The sequence below is a fragment of the Lapillicoccus sp. genome, assembly GCF_025353065.1.
Taxonomy (GTDB): Bacteria; Actinomycetota; Actinomycetes; order Actinomycetales; family Dermatophilaceae; genus Lapillicoccus.
On record NZ_JANXRJ010000305.1, the window covers coordinates 1 to 21,694 of the forward strand.

Below are 21,694 nucleotides of genomic sequence, written 5' to 3' on the forward strand. Positions count from 1 at the left end.
CGTCGCCTGCTCGGCGATGGGCTCCTGGGCCTGCTTCTTCGTGCCGACGAAGAGGATCGTGCCACCGTGGGCGACGGTCTCCTTGACGAACTCGTAGGCGTTGTTGATGTAGGTCAACGACTGCTGCAGGTCGATGATGTAGATGCCGTTGCGCTCGGTCATGATGAAGCGCTTCATCTTGGGGTTCCAGCGACGGGTCTGGTGCCCGAAGTGGACGCCGCTCTCGAGGAGCTGGCGCATGGTGACGACGGCCATGCCGTTGTTCTCCCTCAGTAATTGACAGTTGTTCTCGCGGAGGGCGGGAGCCCGGTGCGACCTGGCGCCTGCATGCGCACCCCGCCGACGGGCTGGGCAGCGGATGTCGCTGCCCGGCATACCGGACTGCCGTGGTGCGTCCCGGCCTCGGAGGTCGCCTCGCTGCGGAGGGTGTTCGTCGGCCGACGGAAGACGCGCGAATTCGACCCTTCGGCGCCGATCCCGACGAGCGGGGCGGTGGGTCCGGGAGAGTCGTGCCTGCATCGTACGGCGTGGGGGTGTCGGGGGTGAAATCGGCGACGGCTATCGTCCCCCACCATGAGCGCCTGGTGGTCCGTCGCGCCGGCCTTCGTCGTCCTGCTCGCCATCGTGCTGCTGCCGGGCACGGCGATGGCGTATGCCGTCGGGCTGCGCGGGCTGGTGGCCTGGGGCCTCGCGCCGAGCCTGGGGTTCACCTCCCTGACCCTCTCGCCGATCGCCGCACACCTGCTGTCGGTCGACTGGTCGCCCCTGCTGCTGGTGGTCTTCAGCCTGGCCTGGGTGCTCGCCTCGTGGTTCGTGGGCCTGGCGCTGCGGCTCGGCTGGCAGGCGTCGCGACGACCCCGTCCTCCCACGGCCCGGCCGGACTCCCCCCGCACCCTGCTCGTCGCCGCGGGATCGGTGCTGATGGGCGCGATCGTGATCCTGGCCGCGAGCCTGCCGTCGATCGGCACTCCCGGTGACCTCGTCGACAGCACCGACGTCGTCGCTCACCTCAACCGGATCCGGGCCTTCCTCGACAGCGGCTCCTTCTCGTCGATCGGTCCACCGGTCTCCTACCCGAGCGGCTTCCACGATCTCGCCGCCAGCACGATGCAGGTGCTGCCTGGGCTCGACATCGTCACCGCCGCCAACCTCACCGCCCTAGCGGGGGCGGCGGTGTTCTTCCCCCTCGGCTGCGTCGTCCTCGCGCGACTGGTGCTGGGGCGCCGAGCCGTGGTGCTCGTCGCTGCCGGCCTGGCGTCCGCCGCCGTGACGACCTTCCCCTACCTCCTCATGGGGTGGGGGGTCCTCTGGCCCAACCTGCTCGCGACGGCGCTGCTCCCCGGCATCCTCGGGCCGGCCCTGCTCGCAGCAGGTGTCGTCGGAGGATCCGCACACCCCGGCGGTGCCGCCCTCGATCCCGTGACGCGGTCGAGGATCGGCCTGGGGGTGCTCGCAGCGGTGCCGGGGTTCACCCTCGTCCACCCCAACGGCCTCGTCTCGCTCGTGATGATCGTCGTCCTCGGCCTCCTCACGAACCGGGCGGGCCGCGCGACCCGGACCCCCGGCCGAAGTCGGAGGCGCGCCCTGCTCGACGCGGGCCTGCTGGTCGTGGGGAGCCTGGCTGTCCTCGTCGTCCTCCCGCGCGTGTCGCAGCAGGTCGCCAACACGATGAGCTACCGGCCCAGCTCGACCACCGGCGTCGTGCCGGCGCTGGGCGAGGTGGGGCTGCTGTCCCTGCAGACGTCGGGGCGGCAGCTGGGCCTTCCGCTGCTCGCCCTCGTCGGGGTCGTGGTCTGCGCACGACGGCGTGAGCTGCGCTGGGTCCTGGTGGTGGAGGCCTTCTGCCTCCTGCTCTACGTGCTCGCGGCGGGCCCGCGGACCGTGGCCGGCGACCTGCTGACCGGGTACTGGTACAACGACAAGTACCGACTCGCCGCGCTCGCCGCCATCCCGCTCGTGCTGCTGCTCGTCGCCGCGGTCGCCGGCCTCCAGCCGCTCCTGGCCAGGGCCGGGAAGCGATGGGGTGGCTCGCGCCGGTCGGGCGGGTCGGGGCGGTTGGTGACGGACGATCGCGCCGTGCGGGTCACCACGGGCGTCGCCGCCCTGCTGGTCCTCGTCACGGTGAGCGGCGGCCTGTCGCACTCCGTCGCCAGCACACTCATCTCGAACTTCTACCACCCGCCCGAGCCGGAGGCCGTCCTCCTCACCGCCGAGCAGGACGCCGATCTGGGCACCCTGGCGGCCCTGATCCCCGCTGACGTCGTCACCGCCGACGTCCCGGCAAACGGATCGGGCCTGCTCTACGCCCTCCACCACCGCAAGGTCCTCTTCGACTCCCTGCTGCTCAACCCCGACCGCGACAGCGCCCTCATCGGCCTGCACCTGCGTGATGTGACGACGCGGACCGACGTCTGTGACGCCCTGCGCCGGACCAACGTGCAGTACGCCATCACGGGCCTGGTGACCTACCGGCTCAACCTCGCTGAGCGCACCACGGGGATGGACGACCTGCGCGGTGTCGCGGGCCTCGTCCGGATCGCCACGGCGGGACGCTACACGCTCTACCGGATCGACGCCTGCGGCTTCGGGGTGCAGCCCAACCAGCCCTGAGGCGGCAGCCCCACCAGCCCTGAGGCGCCGGCCGAGCGGCATACGACTCCTCTGCGGCCAGGACGTCGGGCTAGCCTCGATCCCATGCCCAGGTTCTCGAATGCTCCGGTGCACGCGTTCGGCACCACGATCTTCGCCGAGATGTCGGCGCTCGCGAGCGCGACCGGGGCGATCAACCTCGGTCAGGGGTTCCCCGACACCGACGGCCCGCCGTCGATGCTCGAGGCGGCGAAGGCTGCGATCGACGGTGGCCGCAACCAGTACCCGCCCGGTCCCGGTGTGCCCGAGCTCCTAGACGCGATCGCCGCGCACCAGGAGCGGTTCTACGGCATCGCGCTCGACCCGCGACGCGAGGTGCTCGTCACCGCGGGCGCCACGGAGGGCGTCGCGTCGGTCGTCATGGGCCTCTGCGACCCGGGCGACGAGGTGGTCACGTTCGAGCCCTACTACGACTCGTATGCCGCGACGATCGCCCTCGCCGGGGCGACCCGCCGCACATCGGTGCTGCGCTTCCCCGACTTCGCCGTCGACGAGGCGTCCCTGCGAGCAGCGTTCTCGCACAAGACGAAGCTCGTCCTGCTCAACACCCCGCACAACCCCACGGGGAAGGTCTTCACCCGCGCGGAGCTCGACCTCGTCTGCTCCCTCGCCCGCGAGCACGACGCCTGGGTCGTGACGGACGAGGTCTACGAGCACCTCGTCTTCGACGGACGCCAGCACATCCCCGTCGCCACGCTGCCCGGGATGGCGGACCGGACGATCACCATCTCGTCCGGGGGCAAGACCTTCTCCGCGACCGGCTGGAAGGTCGGCTGGGTGACCGGTCCGCAGGCCGCGGTGACGGCGGCCCGCGACGTCAAGCAGTTCCTCACCTACGTCGCCTCCGGCCCCTTCCAGCCCGCTGTCGCGGCCGCGCTCGGCCTGGGCGACGAGGTGTATGCCGGTATCGCCTCCGCCCTGGAGCGCAAGCGCGATCTCCTCTGCGAGGGGCTGGCTGCGGCCGGCCTGGTCGTGTCCCGCCCTGGCGGCACGTACTTCGTCATCGCCGATGCGGCACCGCTCGGCGCGGTCGACGCGCTGCAGTTCTGCCGCGAGCTGCCCGCGCGCTGTGGGGTCGTCGGGGTGCCGGTGTCGGTATTCCACGACGACGTCGACGCTGCCGCGACCCTCGTGCGCTTCGCCTTCTGCAAGAAGGACGAGGTGCTGGTGGAGGCCGCCGCCCGGCTGGCCGGACTGCGGGCGTCGTTGGGCTAGGTCCCATCCTCGCGCCGGCCGGACCGGGCCTGCACGGTGGGAGCGGTGGCTGCGCGCGGAGTTGTCCACATCCCCCGGTGCCGTCGTCCCACGATCCACAGCCCTTGACACCGCTCTGGCGCCGGGCGGGCCGACTACCCGAGGGTGTGGTGATGTTCTTACTTCCCGGTCCGCTGCTCCGAGCCCTGTCCCTGGTCCCGGGGCTGTCGCTGCTCCCGGTGCTGCCACTGCTCCCGGCGTTGTCACTGCTCGTTCCGGTCGCGGGCGCCGGTCCGCCGGTGACCCCGGAGCGATGGGTGTGGCCGCTGCGTCCGGAGCCGGTCGTCGTCGCACGCTTCGACCCGCCGGCCGACGCCTGGGGGGCAGGCCATCGCGGGGTCGACCTCGCGGCCGCCGTGGGGCAGCAGGTCCGAGCTCCTCGAGGCGGGACGGTGACGTTCGCCGGCGTGATCGCCGGCCGGCCGGTCGTCGTCATCAGCCACCCGGATGGCCTGCGGAGCACCCTGGAGCCGGTTCTTCCTGCCGCCGATGTCGGGACGTCGGTCCGCGCCGGCGACGTCGTCGGGACGATGGACGCCCTTCCCGGTCACTGCTCCCCCGCGACCTGTCTGCACTGGGGCGTGCTGCGTGGCGCGACCTACCTCGATCCCCTCGCGTTCGTCGTCCCCCGCCGGGTGGTCCTCCTCCCCTTGTCGGCTTCGGGGCTGACGGCCAAGGGGCCGGGGGAGCATCGGCGCGGACGACCGGTGGGTCAGGTGCCGGTCGGCCAGGGTGACGCGACGCAGCCCTCGAGGCTCTTGGTCTGCTGGACCATGACCGGTGCCGGCTTTCCCGGACCGGGACAGAGGACGTGCCCGTGGCCGAGTCCATGACCGACCTCGTGGCTGATGAGATAGATGCGGTACTGCGCGAGATCGGTGCCGTAGGTCGTCGAGCCGAGCATCCACCGAGTGAGGTTGAGCACGGCGCGACTGCCGTTCCAGCAGGACACCTGCTGGGCCGACACGTCGAGCGGCGCACAGAGCTTGGCCGTCAACGCAGGACTCGCGAGGGTGACCCTGACATCGACCGGCGCGCCGGCCGCAAGGTCCGCCGGGGCGACGGGCACGAAGCGCACGCCGTCCTTGGTCTGCCATCCGCGTGGGTCGGTGAGGACGGTCTGCACAGCAGCCGCGAACTCCGCCGTCGGGACAGGGAGCCCGTTCTCCATCTCGATCGAGTAGCGAACCGTGCGGCCCGAGGCCTTCACCTCACCGGCAGGGATCGTCAGCGCGCTGATGGTTCCGGCGCCCGTGGCGGGGACGGTGACCGTCGCGTTCGCCGGGACGGTCGTTGCCGAGCCACCGGACTCGTCGTCGGCGTGTGGCGGTGCACTGGTGCCGGGCCCGGTCGGCGTGACGGGTGCGGCTGTGACGGGTGTGCTCGGCAGAGTCGGGGCGACGGGGGTGATCGCTGCGCCGACCGACGGCGTCGAGGATGCCCGTGGGGGCAGAGTCGCCGGACGTGCCGAGCCTGCTTCCGTCCGCAGCGGACCGGTGATCGTCTGCGCGGCGGCGAGGTGTGCCGTGGCGACCGAGACGTCACCGGAGTCCTCGAGCCATCGCGCCGTGACCGTGCTGACCAGGAGGACCCCCACCGCGAGGACGACGGTCCGCCGCAACCGCATCCGCTGCCGCGCCGCCGTGCGTCGGGTCGACACCGGTGTCGCGTTCCCGGTGGGGCGGGTGCGATCCGGAGGCAGCTCGGTGCGGGTCATGGTCTCCTGTTCGGATAGCGGTGGCCTGCCGTGCTGCTGCCGTGCTGCTGCCGTGCCCAGTGACAGGTGGCGGCGCGGTCCCGATCCGCCCGCCGTCCCCACCCGCTGTGCCATGGGTCCCATGATCGACCTCTGACGACGAGCGCGACCGTCGTTGCCCGAACTGCGGCGTGTCGGACGGCGCCCTCGCCCACTCAAGCCGATGTCTGCGTTCAACGCCAGCCCGGCTCGCCACAGCGCCCGGTATGCCCGGCGTTGCACATCATTGGTCGCGGGGTGGGGCTCATGAGCGACAGGAGTGCCGGAGCCGGTCAGGCGCGGGGATGGGCCAGGTTGTAGGAGTTTCGCAGGCGGTCGACGGAGACGTGGGTGTAGATCTGGGTCGTCGCGAGGCTCGCGTGCCCGAGCAGCTCCTGCACCATCCGCAGGTCGGCACCGCCCTCGAGCAGATGGGTCGCCGCGCTGTGGCGGAGGCCGTGGGGCCCGAGGTCGGGCGCACCCGGCACATGAGCCATGAGAGCATGCACCACCTCGCGGGCCTGGCGAGGATCGATCCGCCGGCCGCGGCGGCCGAGAAAGAGTGCCGATCCACTGTTCGTGGTGGCCACCGCTGAGCGGCGGGCGAGCCATGCCTCGAGAGCCCGGTGCGCGGGCGCGCCGTAGGGGACCGTGCGTTCCTTGGCCCCCTTGCCCATGACCCGGACGACGTCCGAGTGGAGATCGAGGTCATCGACGTCGAGAGAAACGAGCTCACCCACCCGGATGCCGCTCGCGTAGAGGAGCTCGAGGACAGCGAGGTTGCGCACGTGGAGCGGGTCGTCGTCGTCCGCGGCCAGCGCGGCGACCTCCAGCAGGTCGCTCGCCTCGCCCTGCCGCAGCACGCCGGGCAGGGTGGCATTGCGTCGGGGTGCGACCAGGCGCAGCGACGGGTCGAGGAGGATGCGCCCGGTCCGGGTCGCCCAGCGCAGGAACGTCCGCGCGGCAGCAGCCCGGCGAGCGATGGTCGACCGGGCGGCTCCCGACTGCGACAGGTCGGCCAGCCACGCCCGCAGGTCGACGAGACGCAGCCCCTCGACCGCGAGCACCCCGCGACGGGCGGCAGCGAACTCCAGCAGCCCGGTGACGTCCGAGACGTAGGCCCGCCGGGTGTGCACGGACCGGCCCCGTTCGGACCCGAGGTGCCGGTCGAAGTCGACGACCATCGAGCGAGCGGCCTCACCCATCGACTCCCGCTCCGGTTCCGGAGACGCCGCGGGATGAGCCGGAGAAGCGGGAGAAGCCGGGTCGCCCGAGAGAGCGACGGGGGCGACCGCACCGGCGTCGCCCGGCCCGGCGGGTTCGTCGACCAGGCCACCCGGCAGCTCGGCAACGACGGGACGGCTCACCCAACAACCGTGTCATAACGCTCGGACAGAGGCGGGCAACGACGCGGCCGCAGGAGGTCACGGTCCCGACTCGGCGCCACCACGCTACGTCCGCGACAACGAGACACCGGTGTCTCCTCCGCACGGACGTCCCGCCCCCGGGTTTACCGCAACGTCCGCGGCAACAAGACACCGGTATCGCCTCCGCACGGACGTCCCGGCCCCCCGGGTATGCCGCAACGTCCGCGAACTGGTCGCTCTCACCACCACTCCCGCGGACGCAAGGGATCACGCGCTGCCCGGGCCGCCAGCCAAGCTCCGGGGTCAGGGCGTCCGCTTCTCGGGGACCTTCTTCCAGCCGGCGCCGTCGCGGACCACGAGGCCCACGAGCGCCAACCGGGGCAGGCCGGCGGCGACCGCGTGGGGTGCGAGGCCGGCCGCGAGGGCGATGGCGGTCGCGTCGATCGCCTTGCGGAACGGCACGACCGCGAGCACCTGGGCGTCGACGGGGTCGAGGTCGTCGGTGGGACGGGACGGGCCACGAGGTCGGGGGGCGGCTTCGGAACCGTAGGCACCGAGGAGGTCGACCACCTCGGCCACGTCCGTGACGAGGACGGCCATGCCGTCGCGGGACGCCTGGTGACACCCCGCGGACACCATCGACGTCACCGGGCCCGGGACCACACCGACCGGTCGGCCGAGGTCGACGGCCGTGCGGGCGGTGTTGAGGGAGCCGGATCGCAGGCCGGCCTCGACGACGACGGTCCCGCAGGTGAGGGCAGCGATGAGCCGGTTGCGCAGAAGGAACCTCGGGCGCGTGGGCGCCGACCCCGGCGCGACCTCGGAGATCACGGCACCGGACTCCGCGATGGCCTCGATCAGCCGTGAGTGCGCCACGGGATAGGCGCGTTCCACCCCGCCTGCGAGGACGGCGACCGTGAAGCCGTCCACGGCGAGCGCCCCACGGTGGGCAGCGCCGTCGATGCCGAAGGCGGCGCCGGACACGACGCCGAAGCCGCGATCGGCCACCCCGGCCGCGAGGTCGTTCGCCATCATCTCCCCGTAGCGGGTGCTGCTCCGGGCCCCGACGATCGACACCGACCGCGACGCGAGGAGGGCGAGGTCACCCGGACCGCGCACCCAGAGGCAGATCGGCGGGTGCGGGAGGTCGTCGACGCCCTCGGGCCAGTCCGTGTCCCCCGGACACACGATCCGAGCCCCCACCTGGTGCGCGATCTCCAGGTCCCGATCGATGGCGAGCCGCTCCGCCCGCATCCGGAACACCTCGGGCACACTGGACGACCCGCTGAGCACGTCGGCGAGGGCCTGCTCTGCACCGAACTCACGCACCAGCGCCCCGGCGCGGGCGTCGTCGGGCTCGCTGATCCGGCTCCAGGCCGCTCGGGCCCGCCGCTCCCCCGGCGATACGACCGGACCCCGGACCGGCTCGACCGCCTGCCGTGGCTCGACGCCCGACGCCTTCTCTCCCACGGACGTCATGCCGCCAGCTCGCCATCCTGGCAGCGGAGCCCGACAGCCATGCCCACGTCGTCGCCGTCGGGCACGTCGGCCCCGCGCAGGTCGGCCAGGGTCCAGGCGAGCTTGAGGCAGCGGTGGTATGAACGCATCGACAGGCCCCGGTCGAGCGCCGCGTCGAGGTCGTGGGTCACGGCCCGACACAGGCGCATCGGACCGTCGCGAAACACCGGGCCCGGGACGTGGGCGTTGACCCGGTAGCCGAGGTGCCCCCAGCGCTCGCCCTGGATGGCACGCGCCTCACGGACCCGAGCCGCCACCACGGCCGTCGTCTCGCCCGGCTCGAGGATCAGGGTGGCCCGCGACGGTGCGGGGACGAACACCTGGATGTCGACCCGGTCGAGCAACGGGCCCCGCAGCTTGTTCTGGTAGGTGTTGCGCCGCAGTGACGAGCACCGGCAACGGTCGCCCTTGCCGTAGCCCAGCCCGCAGGGGCACGGGTTGGCCGCCAGGACGAGCTGGAAACGGCAGGGGAACAGGAACCGGCCCATCGCCCGGCCGATGACGACGACACCCGACTCGACGGGCTGGCGCAGGGCCTGGAGCACGCCGGACTGGAACTCCGGGGCCTCGTCGAGGAAGAGGACCCCGTGGTGGGCCTGCGTGACCGCCCCGGGGACCACAGGGTTGGTCCCGCCCCCGACGATGGCCGGCATCGACGCCCCGTGGTGGGGTGCCACGAGCGGCGGCCGACGCTCCAGGGCGGTCAGGACCCCCGGCATGCCGAGGATCGAGGAGACCGCGGTGACCTCCATGGCCTGCTCGTCGTCAAGGGGCGGCAGCAGCCCCGGCAACCGCTCTGCCAGCATCGTCTTGCCGGCGCCGGGCGGACCCACCAGGTAGAGATGGTGCCCACCCGCTGCCGCCGTCTCCAGCGCGCGACGCGGTTCGTCCTGACCCACGATGTCGACGAGATCGGGCCAGCCGACCTCCGGCGGGACGGGATGCACCGGCTCCTCCACCTCGGGAGGGGTCACCCCTGCGGCCAGCAGTCGATAGCGCTCGACCAGCTCACCCAGGTGAGCTACGGGATGCACCCGGATCCCGGGGATCAACCGCGCCTCGGCGGCGTTGGCGACCGGGACGACGACGTGCCGCACCCCGGCCCTGGCCGCGGCCAGCACCAGTGGCAGCACCCCCCGCAGGGGCCGGACCGTCCCGTCGAGACCCAGCTCCCCGAGGTGGACCACGTCCTCCACCACCCGCCGCTCGATCGTCTCCGAGGCCGCGAGCACCGCGACACAGATCGCGAGATCGAATCCCGACCCGATCTTGGGCACCGACGCGGGCGACAGGTTGACCGTCACCCGCCGTTGTGCCACCTGGTGACCACAGTTCGCGGCCGCCGCCTTCACCCGGTCCGGCGACTGCTTGCAGGACGCGTCGGGCCGGCCGCTGACGAGGAACTGTGGCAGCCCCGCCGACACGTCGACCTCGACCTCCACCACGAAGCCCGCCAGGCCGTGCAGACCGACCGCGCGGGTCCGCCCCAGCGTCACGACGCCACCGACACCAGGTGCTCCAGCTGGCTTGGCCCGCGTCGGGGTCGCAGCACCCCGATGACGTCGATCCGCACGTCGTCCACGTGCGAGTCGTGCTCACGCAGCCACGCCGCCGCGAGTCGGCGCAACCGCGCCAGCTTGGCAGCCGTGACCTGACCGATGGGGGGCCCGAAGGCTGTCGAGCGGCGGGTCTTCACCTCGCACACGACCAGGCAGCGCCCGTCGAGCGCGACGATGTCGATCTCCCCCATCTCGCACCGCCAGTTGCGCTCGACGATCTCGAGCCCCTGCTCGCGCAGGTATCGCACGGCCAGCTGCTCGCCATAACGCCCGAGCGCCGCCGAGCGCCCTTCTGGCATAGGGCTCGTCGGCTCTGCTTCTAGGGGCTCTGCGTCCAGGGGCTCGGCGTCCAGGGGCTCGGTCTGCATGCGCCCAGCCTCGCGGCGGACCGACCCTCAGCGACAGCCCCCGCTGAGAGCCTGTGGATCGTGGGACGAACGCGAGGGGGGGTGTGGACAACCACCCCGCGTCCCGTCACCCCCAGGTGCGCGGACACCCCTCCTACGACGGCAGCTCGAGGTCGCTCTTGGGGAGCTCCTCGATGTTGACGTCCTTGAAGGTCACGACCCGCACCGTCTTGACGAACCGGGCCGGCCGGTAGATGTCCCACACCCAGGCGTCGGTCATCGTGACGTCGAAGAAGACCTCGCCCCCGTCGCTGCGCACCTTCATGTCGACCGAGTTGCACAGGTAGAACCGGCGTTCGGTCTCGACCACGTGGGTGAAGAGGGAGACCACGTCGCGGTACTCGCGATAGAGCTGCAGCTCCATCTCGGTCTCGTACTTCTCGAGATCCTCGCTGCTCATCGGCTGCTCATCGGTTGCTCATCGGTTGCTCAGGTCCATCGCGTCGTCCGTCCAGTCCGTCTTGTCCGCCCCGGTCGGCCCCCGGTTGGCCCCGACCACCTCCTGCATGGCGTCGGGCCCGCCCGGAGCCCCGACGGCAAGCCTGACCGGCCCCTGCGGCGCCATGCCGGGAAGGCTGTCCCCCTGTTCTACCACCTGCGCCGAGGGCAGCCGCCAGGACAGCCGGTGGTGGACGCTGGGGCCGTGGACGCGCAGCGCCTCCAGGTGCTCCGGCGCGGCATACCCCTTGTTCACCGCCCAGCAGTATGCCGGGTGGTCACCGCTCATCCCGACCATCATCGCGTCACGCTCGACCTTGGCCAGCACCGACGCGGCCGCCACGGACGAGCACCGGAGGTCGGCCTTGATCATCGTCGTCACCGGAGGGGTCGAGACCCCTGTCCGGGCGGACTCCTCGGCGAACGCGAAGAGCCCCACCTCTCCGGGCGGCGTGAGCCAGTCGTGGTTGCCGTCGAGGATGACCAGGTCCGGGACGATCCCGGCCGCGGCGATCGCGGCCAGCGCCCGGGTGCCCGCCATCCGCAGGCCGCCCATGATCCCGAACTCGTCGATCTCGGTCGGCGAGGCATGCCCCACCGCATACGCGTTGGCCCACCGTTGGATCGGACGGATCATCCGCTGCCGGGCCGACGGCGTGAGGAGCTTGGAGTCCTTGACCCCGGTGGGGGCCGATCGGCAGGTCTCGTCGATCACCACGACACCCACGCTGACCGGACCGGCGAGCGCACCCCGACCGACCTCGTCCATGCCCGCGAGCACCCGGTGTCCGCCGCGCTGGAGCGCCCGCTCCACCCGGAGCGAGGGCTTGCGACTGCGGACGCCGGTCACGGCCGTCCCGCAAGGGGTCGGCACGAGCACCCCACCGTGCGAGGGCTCACGGTGCGGTGGTGGTCGCCGTCGTCGCGGGCTTGGTGGTGGTCGTGGCCTTCGGGGTGCTCTTCGGTGCGGGGACGCTGCCGTAGACGTTGCCGGGCACGGAGAGCCAGTCGACGTGGTCGACCGGCCAGACGATGGTCACGGCGCGACCCGTGATGTCGGCGATGGGGACGGAGCCCGTGGCGCCGGTGCCGTCGTCGTGGAAGCGGGAGTCGGAGGAGTCGCTGCGGTGGTCGCCCATGACCCAGACGCGACCGGCGGGGACGACGATGTCGAACGGCTGCTTGCCACCTCCGGGGGTGTCACCGGGCTTGATGTAGTTCTCGGTGATCTCCACGCCGTTGATGGTCAGCCCGCCGTCCTTGCCGCAGCAGACCACGTGATCGCCCGGGAGGCCGATGACGCGCTTGATGAGGTGGTCGTCCGAGTCGTCGGGCAGCAGTCCGACGAACTGCAGGCCACGGTGGATCGCACCACGCACGCCGGGCTCGGGTGGGGCCGCGGGCAGGTTGCCGAGCCAGTGGTCGGGGTCCTGGAAGACGACGATGTCGCCGCGCGAGAGGTCGACCGGTCCGGGTGTGAGCTTGCTGACGATGACGCGGTCGTCGACCATCAGGGTGTTCTCCATCGACCCGGAAGGGATGTAGAACGCCTGGATGAGCCACGTCTTGACGACGAAGGAGAGCACCATCGCCATCACGACGATGATGATGATCTCCTTGATGCCGCCCCAGATGTTGCGCAGGAACGCGCGTCCGCGGCCCTCGCTGTCGTCGCCCTCGTCCAGGTCGTCGTCGTCGTAGCCGTCGTTGCCGTCGTCACCCGAGCGACCCCGCGGAGAGGACCGGCGGGACTCGTCGGGATCCAGCTCCCCGGTCTGGGGGCCGCCGCCCTGCTCGTGCGTCTCGTGCGACATCGTCAGTGACCAGCTCCGGGTGCGACAACGGTGGACAAGGGGCCAGGTCCACCGAGGCTACCCAGCCGACCGAGCGGCCAGTATCGCACCGTTGCCTGACCGATCACGTCATCGAGCCGCACCATGCCACCCCCGGGTCGGCCCAGGTAGGCGCGCGAGTCGCTCGAGTCGCTGCGGTGGTCGCCCATCACCCAGATGTCGCCCGCCGGCACCGTCACGTCGAAGGTCAGGGCGCTGGGCGCGTCCCCCGGGAAGAGGTAGGGCTCCTCGACGGAGGCGCCGTTGACGGTGAGCAGCCCGCGCGTGTCGCAGCACACGACGTGGTCGCCGGGCAGGCCGATGACCCGCTTGACGTAGTCGGTGCCCGTCTCGATCGAGACCAGCGAGGCCAGGCCCCGCAGCGCGCGGTCGACGGTGGTCCCGTCGGTCTGGTTGCCGAACGAGACCCGCCCGTCGAAGACCACGACGTCTCCGCGATGAACCGATGGTCCCCGCACGAGCCGATCGGCGAGCAGCCGGTCGCCGGGCTGGATGGTGGGCTCCATCGAGCCCGTCGGGACCGAGAAGGACTGGACCACGAAGGCCCGCAGCAGCAGGACCACGACGACGGCCACCACCACCAGGCGCACCCACCGCCAGCCCCGGCCAGGCGGCATACGGGAGGTCAGCCGATCACTCCGCGGCGGCATCCTGCGGCGCGGCGACCCGGGGGGCGGCGGCCTTGGCGGCCGCCTTCTTGGCGCCCTTCTCCGGGATCGCGTCGCGCTTCTCCTTGATCTTCGCGGCCTTGCCGCGCAGGTCACGCAGGTAGTAGAGCTTGGCGCGACGGACGTCACCGCGGGTGACGACCTCGATCTTGTCGATGACGGGGGTGTGCAGCGGGAAGGTGCGCTCGACGCCGACGCCGAAGGAGACCTTGCGGACCGTGAAGGTCTCGCCGATGCCGCCGCCGTGGATGCGGATGACGACGCCCTGGAAGATCTGGACGCGCGAGCGCGTGCCCTCGATGACCTTGACGTGCACCTTGAGGGTGTCGCCGGCGCGGAAGGCGGGGATGTCGTCGCGCATGGAGGCCTGGTCGACGGCGTCGAGCTTGTGCATGACTGCTTCGCTTTCTTCCGGTGCCACAGGACACCGCGGGTCGTGGGACGGTGTCGTCCCCGGTTCGTATGCCGTCCGGCCGGCCTCGTGCGACGACTCCAGCCTGGAGCCGGTCGCCCTCCCCCTGTGGCAGGGGCGCGTCTTATGCCGGACGCAAGCCCTCAGTGTGCCAGAGCAGGAGCCCGGGAGAGAAATCCACAGGCAGGGTCCCACTACCCTGCCCATTATGGCGAGCAAGCAGGTCTACCGATCCCGGGACTTCGAGCGGTTCCTCACCTTCGTCGACGCCATCGTGGCGATCGCCATCACGCTCCTGGTGCTGCCGCTGGTCGGCCTCGGCGCGCAGCTCGGCACCGGATCGGTGGCGGCGCTGCTCGTCGACAACGGCACGCCGATCCTGGCCTTCCTCCTCAGCTTCCTCGTCATCGCCAACCTCTGGTTCGACCAGCACCGTGTGCTCCGCACGGTCATCGCCCACGACCCGCTGGTGACCCGGCTGGTGATGGCCTGGACCCTGACCATCGTCGTGCTGCCCTTCCCGACGGCGCTCGTCGCCCAGGCGGGCTCGCAGGCGACGACGAAGGTCTTCTACATCGGCACGATCGCGCTCAGCTCCGCCCTGCTCGCGGTGCTGTGCTGGGCGATCGGACGCAACCGCTCCATCCGCGACAGCGATGCGCGGCCCGATCCGGCACCGGCCGTGGGGGCGCTCGTCTGCTACGCCGTCGCGCTCACCATCACCTTGCTCGTCCCGAGGACCAGCTACTACCCGCTGCTGCTGCTGTTCCTCGCGGGACCGGGGGTGCGGCTCTGGCGACGGACGACGAGTCGGGTGAGGTCGACGGTGCCGGGGAAGCGGCCGGGTCCCGGCGTCAGGCGGTAGCCCGCCTTCCGATACATCCGGATGTTGCCCGCGCTGCGCGACCCGGTGTTGATCCACAGCGTCGTGCAGCCGTCCGGTGCGCAGCCCTCGTTGTGGGCGAGCAGCGCCCGCCCGAGCCCGTGACCCTGGAGGTCCGGCGCCACCATCAAGCGCCCGGTCTCCCAGACTGCCGGGTCGGCTGGCGAGACCCGCCCGCGCACCGACCCGACGAGCCGGCCGGCGGTCCGGACCACCCAGGTGGTCCAGCCGTCGAAGGACGAACGCAGCTCCTCCAGCGACTCGACCATCGGCGGGATGTCGAAGCTCTCGTTGGCGCGCGCCTCGGGGACCCAGCAGGCTCGTTGGAGGACCAGCAGCTCGGGCGCGTCGGCAGGGGTCGCCACCGCGAGCCGGAGGCCGGCCACGTCGCCGAGCCCTTCGCCGACGGCAGCCTGCAGCGTCGCGGAGGCGTGCAGCAGGTCCGGACGCCGGTATGCCGTGCGCGAGAGTCGTTGCTGCTGGCGCCAGCTCGCGATCGCCGCATGGTTGCCGGACAGCAGCACCGGGGGCACCTCTCGCTCCCGCCAGACCGGTGGCTTGGTGTAGACGGGGTACTCCAGCAGCCCGTCCTCGTGCGACTCCTCGATGAGCGAGGCGGCGTTGCCGATGACCCCCGGCACGAGCCGCGCGACCGCCTCGACCATGGCGAGCACGGCGACCTCGCCGCCGTTGAGGACGTAGTCGCCGAGCGACACGACGGTCACCGGCCCTCGCGTCGCCGAGTCCTCGACGACCCGCTCGTCGATCCCCTCGTAACGGCCGCAGGCGAAGGCCAGCCAGGGCTGCTCGGCGAGGTCGCGCGCCATCGCCTGGCTGAACGGCACTCCACCGGGGCCCGGGACCAGCAGGTGCGGCACCCCGTCGCCGGAGCCGGCCACCGCGTCGAGGGCCTCCCCCCAGGGCTCCGGCCGCATGACCATGCCCGCGCCACCGCCGTACGGGGTGTCGTCGACGCTGCGGTGCCGGTCGTGGGCGAAGTCGCGCAGGTCGTGCACCCGCACGTCCAGCAGCCCGTCCTCGCGCGCCTTGCCGATGAGGGAGAGGTCGAGCGGCGTGAGGTAGTCGGGGAAGATCGAGACGATGTCGATCCTCATGGCGCGAGGTGCGGCGGGGTCACGGCCTAGAGCTCCAGCAGCCCGGGTGGCGGGTCGATGACGACGCGGCCACCCTCGACGTCGACGGTCGGCACGATGGCGCTGACGAACGGCACGTAGGCCGTGCGCCCGCCCACGAGGTCCACGACGAGCAGGTCCTGCGCGGCCCCAATCTCCAGCCCGCTCACCTCGCCGACGCGGCTGCCGTCGCCCAGGTGGACGGCCAGCCCGACGAGCTGCTCCTCGTACCACGCCTCCCCCGACTCACTGCTCTCCGTAGCCGGCTCGTCGGCCTGGGCGACGTCGTCGCCGTTGTCGACGACGAGCCGGGTGCCGCGCAGCGACTCGGCCCCGGTGCGGTCGGGGATCCCCTCGAAGGCCAGCAGCCAGGTGCCGTTGTGCAGGCGCGACGAGCGCACGACGAGGGTGCGCGGCACACCGGTGCCCGGCTGAGCCTGGGTCTCGTATGCCGTGCCCGCGGCATACCGGGTCAGGGGCTCGTCGGTATGGGTCTGGACGGTGACCTCACCCATCAGACCGTGCGGTCTGCCGATCCGCGCCACGACGACGTCCATGCGCCGATCCTCTCAGACCCCGGACCCCGCTCACGCTTACCTCTCGCCCACGACCAAGCATTTCTGTGCACTTCCGGACAGATACTGCGCGAAGCTGCGCAGAACTGACTGATAGGTTCCTGTTGTGCGCCACCAACGCCTCCTCGACCTCCTGACCCGGTTGCGGGCCGAGCAGCCGCCCCGTGCGGTGTCGGTCGAGGAGCTCGGCGCGGACCTCGGTGTCAGCACCGCGACGATCCGGCGGGACCTCCACCGGCTCGAGGCCGACGGACGCGTGGTCCGCGTGCACGGTGGCGCGCTGCTCGCCGACCCCGGGCAGGGACACCTCGAGGACGCCGATCGCCGGCACCCCTTCGCCGAGGTCGCCCGGGTCGACCTCGCCGACAAGCAGGCCGTCGCCCGCGAGGCGGCCGGGCTGATCTCCGACGGCGACACCGTACTGCTCGACATCGGGACGACCACCCAGATCGTGGCCCGCGAGCTGGTCGGACGGCCGGTCACGGTGGTCACCGCCAGCCTGGCCGTCGTCGACGTCCTCCGGGACGACGAGCGGGTCGAGCTCATCGTCCTCGGGGGCATGGTGCGCCGTGCCTACCACTCGCTCACCGGCGTCCTCACCGAGGACAACCTGCGCCAGCTCCGAGCCGACGTCGCCGTCATCGGCGCGAGCGGCGTCCGGGCGGACGGCGCCGTCGTCGACACGACGCTCGTCGAGGTCCCGGTCAAACGTGGCCTGCTCACCGCGGCGCGACGCAGCATCCTGGTCGCCGACCAGCACAAGTTCCCCGGCACCGGCACCCTCCGGATCTGCCTGGTGGGCGACCTCGACATCATGGTCACCAACGTCGGCGCCGACCCCCAGACATTGGCGCTGGCCGTGGCCGCAGGAGTGGAGGTGAGGTCCGTATGAAGCTCGCGATCCTCGGTGGGGGCGGCTTCCGCGTCCCCCTCGTCTACGGCGCCCTGCTGCGCGACCACAGCGACCGCCGGGTCGACGCGGTCACCCTCTACGACGTCGACCCCGAGCGGCTGTCGGCCATCGACCGCGTCCTCGCCCAGATGGCGGCCGCATCGGGGAGCGAGGTGTCGCCGCCGACGGTGGAGACCACGAGCGACCTCGACCACGCCGTCCGCGACGCCGACTTCGTCTTCTCCGCGCTCCGGGTCGGCGGCCTCGCGGGGCGCACGGCGGACGAGCGGGTCGCCCTCGACCTCGGGGTGCTCGGCCAGGAGACGACAGGACCCGGCGGACTGGCCTACGGGCTGCGCACCGTCCCTGTCGCCGTGGAGGTGGCCGAGCGAGTCCGCGCCCTCGCCCCCGACGCCTGGGTCATCAACTTCACCAACCCCGCCGGGATGATCACCGAGGCGATGCAGGCCGTCCTCGGCCCGAGGGTCATCGGCATCTGCGACTCCCCGATCGGGTTGGGGCGCCGCGCTGCTCGCGCCCTCGGCCTCGACCCCGCCCGCACCACCTTCGGGTATGCCGGGCTCAACCACCTCGGTTGGCTGCGCACCCTCACGCACGAGGGCGTCGACGTGCTGCCCCAGCTGCTGGCCGACCCGGACCGGCTCCTCCGCACCGAGGAGGGCCGGCTCTTCGGACCCGAGTGGCTCGCCACCCTGGGCGCGATCCCCAACGAGTACCTCTACTACTACTACTCCACCCGCGAGGCCCTGGCCGCGATCATCGGCAGCGCCGAGACCCGCGGCGAGTACCTCCTCGACCAGCAGCTCGGCTTCTACGCCGAGGTCGCCGCCCGCCCGACCACCGCGTATGCCGCCTGGCAGCGGGTGCGGCACGAGCGGGACGCCAGCTACATGAAGGAGAGCCGCGAGGCGGACGAGGAGCGCGACGCGGCCGACGTGGAGGGTGGCGGATACGAGGGCGTGGCCCTGGCGATCATGGGCGCCATCGCCCGCAACGAGCGGGCCGGGATGCTCCTCAACGTCCGGAACGGGACCACGCTGGCCGGTCTGCCGGCCGACGCGGTCGTCGAGGTCCCGTGCACGGTCGATGCCGACGGCGCCCACCCGCTCGCCTCGGCTCCGCTGACCGGGCACCCGATGGGCCTCGTGCTCCAGGTCAAGACCGTGGAGCGGCTCGTGATCGAGGCGGCCACGACCCGCTCGGTCGCCCTGGCGGTCGAGGCCTTCGCGCTGCACCCGCTCGTCGACTCCGTCGCGGTCGGCCGACAGCTGCTGGCGGGCTACCGTGCCCGGATCCCGGAGGTCGACGCGCTCTTCCGTCGGGACTGACGACCGGGACCCGCGCGTACCCGGCCTCCCGCCCTACCGACAGGAACGAGCTCGCGGGCGGCAAGGCAGTGAGCGTGGAGTCGGCGGGTCGGCGGTCTGTGCCTGTCCGTCAGGCGGCCCGGTCGGCCGGACCGCCAGCACGTGCCCCCCCAAGCTGTTGGACGCTCAGCCAGCGCGGTCGGACGCTCAGCCAGCGCGGTCGGTGTCGACGATGTCGACCCGGACCGTGCCGCCGCCGGCAAGGGCTCCGACGACGGTGCGCAGGGCGCTCGCCGTGCGGCCGGAGCGGCCGATGACGCGTCCCAGGTCGTCAGGGTGCACACGGACCTCGAGGATCTCGCCGCGGCGCAGCTCCTTGCGGCGCACCACGACGTCCTCCTCGTTGTCGACGATGCCCTTGACGAGGTGCTCGAGCGCTTCTTCGAGCACGATCAGGCCTGAGCCGACTCAGCAGCAGGCGCCTCGGGCGTGGCCGCCTCGGCAGCAGGCGCCTCGGGCGTGGCCGCGTCAGCGACGGGGGCCTCAGCGACGGGGGCCTCAGCGACGGGGGCCTCGGGCTTCGCGGCCTCGGCAGCAGGCGCCTCGGGAGCAGCGTCGGCGGGAGCCGGCTCGACCTTGTCGGTCTTCTCGGCCTTGGGCGCCGCCTTGACCGCCTTCTTCCTCGGGGTCGTCGACCCGTCCGGGGTGTCGAGGGTCGAGCCACCGGCCGCGGCGATCGCGGCGTTGTAGAGATCGCGCTTGGGCGTCTTCGGCTTGGCGAAGCGCAGGGTCCCCTCGGCTCCGTCGAGGCCCTTGAACCTCTGCCAGTCGCCGGTCACCTTGAGCAGGGCGGCGACGGCCTCGGTCGGCTGCGCACCCTGGGCGAGCCAGTGCTGGGCGCGGGCCGAGTCGATGTCGATGAGCGACGGCTCCTCGGTCGGGTGGTACTTGCCGATCTCCTCGATCGCCCGGCCGTCGCGCTTGGCGCGCGAGTCCATGACGACGACACGGTAGAACGGTGCACGGATCTTGCCCATGCGCTTCAGACGGATCTTGACGGCCACGAGTGTGGTGTCTCCTGATTCTGTGTGGTGAGCACGGCAAGACCGGGTGAGAGTCACACGGGGAGCCGGGAGCTCGGGGGTAGGCGTCCCGGGAGCGAAGGCGGGCCTCCGCTCCGGACGGGTACAGCCGCCTATTCTGCCAGACCGCGACAGCCCACCCGACCACCTGACCACCCCGGAGCAACCCCACGCACGACGTCCGGGATTCAGCTGCCAGGACCGCATTGCCGGACGCGAGGCCTCAGCGGCTCTGCCACGCGTCGGGCTCGGCAGCGAGCGAGGTCACGTGCTCGGGAAGCCGACCGGTGAGGAGGTCGGCGATCGACGTCCCGTCGAGGACCGAGCGCAGGCTGGCACGGACCGCCACCCAGAGGGTCGGCAGGTGGCTGGCCGCCCCGGCATACTCCGTCTCGTGGGGGCGCAGTCCGCGCACCTCGGCGAGCGGCCCGTCGACGACCCGGAACACCTCGCCGACGGCGATCTCGGTCGCGGGCCGGGCGAGGGTGTAGCCGCCCGTGGGCCCCCGTTGGCTGACCACGAGACCGCCGCGGCGCAGGTCACCGAGGATCGACTCGAGGAACTTGCGGGGCAGACCCTGGTGCGTCACGAGTGATTCGACGGAGACCGGTCCGCGCTCCTGCTCCGCTGCGATGGTGAGGAGCGCGCGGACCGCGTAGTCCGTCTTCGCCGAGATGTCCACGCCCCGATTGTGTCCCATCTCCGGTGGTGGGCGAGACTGCCGCGCACGGCGAGCTCAGACCAGCGCGCCGTCCTGGGCCGGGGTCGTCGGCGCTGACGCCGCCACGTCGGCGCCCGTGGCGCTCGCGCCGCCCCCGACCGCCGCCGACCCGGCTCCCTCCGTCGGGTCGACGGCGTCTGTGGGCACCTTCGATCCCGGTACGGCGTCCACCGGCGCGAGGTCCGGGACGCGGGTGGCCCGCGCGACGACGCGGTCGCCCTCGAGCAGGTGCAGGGAGTCGAGCTCGCCCCGGGTGATCTGCGCGGCGAGCTCGGTGCCGTCGGCGTCGTCGACGAGCTCGACACGCACCTCGAAGCCGAGCCGGACGACCCTGCGGACGGTCGCGATGATGCCCTTGGAAGGCCGGGGGACCTGACCGTCGGCGCCGGGCTCGAGGCGCTCGAGCACGATGTCGTGAGGGCGCACGAGTCGACCCTCGATGGTCGAGACCTGGCCGAGGAACGACATCACGAAGGTGTTGGCCGGCCGGTCGTAGAGCTCCTCGGGCGTGCCGACCTGCTCGATCCGGCCCTGGTGGAGCACGGCGATCCGGTCGGAGATGTCGAGGGCCTCCTCCTGGTCGTGCGTCACGAGCACCGTCGTCACGTGCACCTCGTTGTGGAGTCGGCGCAGCCACACGCGCAGCTCGGCCCGCACCTTGGCGTCGAGGGCGCCGAAGGGCTCGTCGAGCAGGAGCACCTCGGGGTCGACGGCGAGGGCGCGCGCGAGGGCCATCCGCTGGCGCTGACCGCCCGACAGCTGGGAGGGGTAGCGGTGCTGGAAGCCGGCGAGCCCGACGATCTCGAGCAGGTCGTCGACCTTGCGGGTGATCTCGGCCTTGGGCCGCTTGCGGATCGTCAGGCCGAAGGCGACGTTGTCGCGGACGGTCATGTGCTTGAAGGCGGCGTAGTGCTGGAAGACGAAGCCGATGCCCCGGCGCTGCGGCGTCACGCCCGTGACGTCGCGGCCACCGATGGTGATCACCCCGGAGTCGAGGTCGTCGAGACCGGCGATGGCCCGCAGCAGGGTCGACTTGCCGGACCCGCTCGGGCCGAGCAGCGCGGTCAGCGAGCCGTCGGGGATCTCGAGGGAGACGTCGTCGAGGGCGGCGAAGTCCCCGAACCTCTTGTGGGCGTTGGCAACGCTGATCATCGCGTCCTCCGTAGGCGGTCCAGCACGGTCATGAACAGGAGTGTGACGAGGGCGACGCCCATGAGGAG

22 protein-coding genes and 1 pseudogene are annotated in these 21,694 nt (G+C 72.0%); 6 read left to right on the forward strand and 17 right to left on the reverse strand.

The annotated features are described in order from the left end of the window. Positions 1-255: 30S ribosomal protein S2 (rpsB, locus tag Q0R63_RS22220; RefSeq protein ID WP_295702262.1), on the reverse strand; the 255-nt coding region annotated here is incomplete at its 3' end. A gap of 318 nt (positions 256-573) precedes the next feature. Here rpsB and Q0R63_RS22225 point away from each other — a divergent pair. The 3 genes and pseudogenes from Q0R63_RS22225 to Q0R63_RS22235 form a co-directional block, all read left to right on the forward strand. After that, on the forward strand, positions 574-2,610 hold the full coding sequence (locus tag Q0R63_RS22225) for a DUF6541 family protein (protein WP_295702264.1): 2,037 nt from the start codon (positions 574-576) through the stop codon (positions 2,608-2,610). Positions 2,611-2,694: 84 nt separating this feature from the next. After that, entirely contained in the window at positions 2,695-3,864 is a 1,170-nt protein-coding gene (locus Q0R63_RS22230; RefSeq protein WP_295702266.1) for a pyridoxal phosphate-dependent aminotransferase, read from the forward strand. A gap of 152 nt (positions 3,865-4,016) precedes the next feature. Then, positions 4,017-4,502: pseudogene (locus Q0R63_RS22235) on the forward strand (M23 family metallopeptidase); the annotation flags it as partial. Positions 4,503-4,615: 113 nt separating this feature from the next. Here the strand turns inward: Q0R63_RS22235 and Q0R63_RS22240 are convergent. From Q0R63_RS22240 to rplS, 10 genes are all read right to left on the reverse strand, one after another. After that, positions 4,616-5,620, reverse strand: a complete 1,005-nt coding sequence (locus Q0R63_RS22240; protein ID WP_295702268.1) for a DUF3152 domain-containing protein — start codon at positions 5,618-5,620, stop codon at positions 4,616-4,618. A gap of 311 nt (positions 5,621-5,931) precedes the next feature. Next, positions 5,932-6,843 (reverse strand): tyrosine recombinase XerC, encoded by a 912-nt coding sequence (locus Q0R63_RS22245; RefSeq protein ID WP_295702300.1) that lies wholly within the window; start codon positions 6,841-6,843, stop codon positions 5,932-5,934. Between the two features lie 465 nt (positions 6,844-7,308). After that, positions 7,309-8,484 carry a DNA-processing protein DprA gene (gene dprA, locus Q0R63_RS22250; RefSeq protein WP_295702270.1) on the reverse strand — a complete coding sequence of 392 codons (1,176 nt, stop codon included), beginning with the start codon at positions 8,482-8,484 and terminating at the stop codon, positions 7,309-7,311. After that, positions 8,481-10,019 (reverse strand): YifB family Mg chelatase-like AAA ATPase, encoded by a 1,539-nt coding sequence (locus Q0R63_RS22255; protein ID WP_295702272.1) that lies wholly within the window; start codon positions 10,017-10,019, stop codon positions 8,481-8,483. The genes dprA and Q0R63_RS22255 overlap by 4 nt, the downstream gene beginning before the upstream one ends. Next, entirely contained in the window at positions 10,016-10,450 is a 435-nt protein-coding gene (locus Q0R63_RS22260) for a YraN family protein (RefSeq protein WP_366521196.1), read from the reverse strand. Before Q0R63_RS22260 ends, Q0R63_RS22255 begins: the two co-directional genes overlap by 4 nt. A 133-nt stretch (positions 10,451-10,583) precedes the next feature. Beyond that, a complete protein-coding gene (locus tag Q0R63_RS22265; protein WP_295702274.1) occupies positions 10,584-10,889 on the reverse strand; it encodes a DUF2469 domain-containing protein in 306 nt (101 codons plus the stop codon). An 18-nt stretch (positions 10,890-10,907) separates the two neighbouring features. Continuing rightward, positions 10,908-11,777, reverse strand: coding sequence for a ribonuclease HII (locus Q0R63_RS22270; protein ID WP_295702303.1), 870 nt, complete (start codon positions 11,775-11,777; stop codon positions 10,908-10,910). Between the two features lie 46 nt (positions 11,778-11,823). Next, positions 11,824-12,741 carry a signal peptidase I gene (lepB, locus tag Q0R63_RS22275; RefSeq protein ID WP_295702276.1) on the reverse strand — a complete coding sequence of 306 codons (918 nt, stop codon included), beginning with the start codon at positions 12,739-12,741 and terminating at the stop codon, positions 11,824-11,826. A 2-nt stretch (positions 12,742-12,743) separates the two neighbouring features. Beyond that, a complete protein-coding gene (lepB, locus tag Q0R63_RS22280) occupies positions 12,744-13,370 on the reverse strand; it encodes a signal peptidase I (RefSeq protein ID WP_295702279.1) in 627 nt (208 codons plus the stop codon). A gap of 43 nt (positions 13,371-13,413) precedes the next feature. Beyond that, positions 13,414-13,842, reverse strand: a complete 429-nt coding sequence (gene rplS / locus Q0R63_RS22285) for a 50S ribosomal protein L19 (RefSeq protein WP_295702280.1) — start codon at positions 13,840-13,842, stop codon at positions 13,414-13,416. Positions 13,843-14,068: 226 nt separating this feature from the next. Here rplS and Q0R63_RS22290 point away from each other — a divergent pair, with 226 nt between their 5' ends. After that, entirely contained in the window at positions 14,069-14,725 is a 657-nt protein-coding gene (locus Q0R63_RS22290; protein ID WP_295702282.1) for a TMEM175 family protein, read from the forward strand. Here the strand turns inward: Q0R63_RS22290 and trmD are convergent. Next, entirely contained in the window at positions 14,608-15,858 is a 1,251-nt protein-coding gene (gene trmD, locus Q0R63_RS22295; protein WP_295702284.1) for a tRNA (guanosine(37)-N1)-methyltransferase TrmD, read from the reverse strand. The two genes, Q0R63_RS22290 and trmD, sit on opposite strands and share 118 nt — an antisense overlap. Before the next feature lie 26 nt (positions 15,859-15,884). Beyond that, the gene (gene rimM, locus Q0R63_RS22300; protein WP_295702286.1) at positions 15,885-16,433 is read right to left on the reverse strand and encodes a ribosome maturation factor RimM; all 549 of its coding nucleotides are present in this window, start codon (positions 16,431-16,433) and stop codon (positions 15,885-15,887) included. Positions 16,434-16,557: 124 nt separating this feature from the next. Between rimM and Q0R63_RS22305 the strand changes: the two genes are divergently transcribed. Further along, positions 16,558-17,343 carry a DeoR/GlpR family DNA-binding transcription regulator gene (locus Q0R63_RS22305; RefSeq protein ID WP_295702288.1) on the forward strand — a complete coding sequence of 262 codons (786 nt, stop codon included), beginning with the start codon at positions 16,558-16,560 and terminating at the stop codon, positions 17,341-17,343. Next, the gene (locus tag Q0R63_RS22310; protein ID WP_295702290.1) at positions 17,340-18,692 is read left to right on the forward strand and encodes a 6-phospho-beta-glucosidase; all 1,353 of its coding nucleotides are present in this window, start codon (positions 17,340-17,342) and stop codon (positions 18,690-18,692) included. Before Q0R63_RS22305 ends, Q0R63_RS22310 begins: the two co-directional genes overlap by 4 nt. A gap of 186 nt (positions 18,693-18,878) precedes the next feature. Here the strand turns inward: Q0R63_RS22310 and Q0R63_RS22315 are convergent, their stop codons facing one another. From Q0R63_RS22315 to Q0R63_RS22330, 4 genes are all read right to left on the reverse strand, one after another. Beyond that, a complete protein-coding gene (locus tag Q0R63_RS22315; protein WP_295702292.1) occupies positions 18,879-19,121 on the reverse strand; it encodes an RNA-binding protein in 243 nt (80 codons plus the stop codon). Positions 19,122-19,123: 2 nt separating this feature from the next. Continuing rightward, entirely contained in the window at positions 19,124-19,735 is a 612-nt protein-coding gene (gene rpsP, locus Q0R63_RS22320; protein WP_295702294.1) for a 30S ribosomal protein S16, read from the reverse strand. 241 nt (positions 19,736-19,976) lie between these two features. Beyond that, a complete protein-coding gene (locus Q0R63_RS22325) occupies positions 19,977-20,435 on the reverse strand; it encodes an Rrf2 family transcriptional regulator (RefSeq protein WP_295702296.1) in 459 nt (152 codons plus the stop codon). A 54-nt stretch (positions 20,436-20,489) separates the two neighbouring features. Beyond that, a complete protein-coding gene (locus tag Q0R63_RS22330) occupies positions 20,490-21,626 on the reverse strand; it encodes a TOBE-like domain-containing protein (RefSeq protein WP_295702298.1) in 1,137 nt (378 codons plus the stop codon). Between the last annotated feature and the right edge of the window lie 68 nt (positions 21,627-21,694).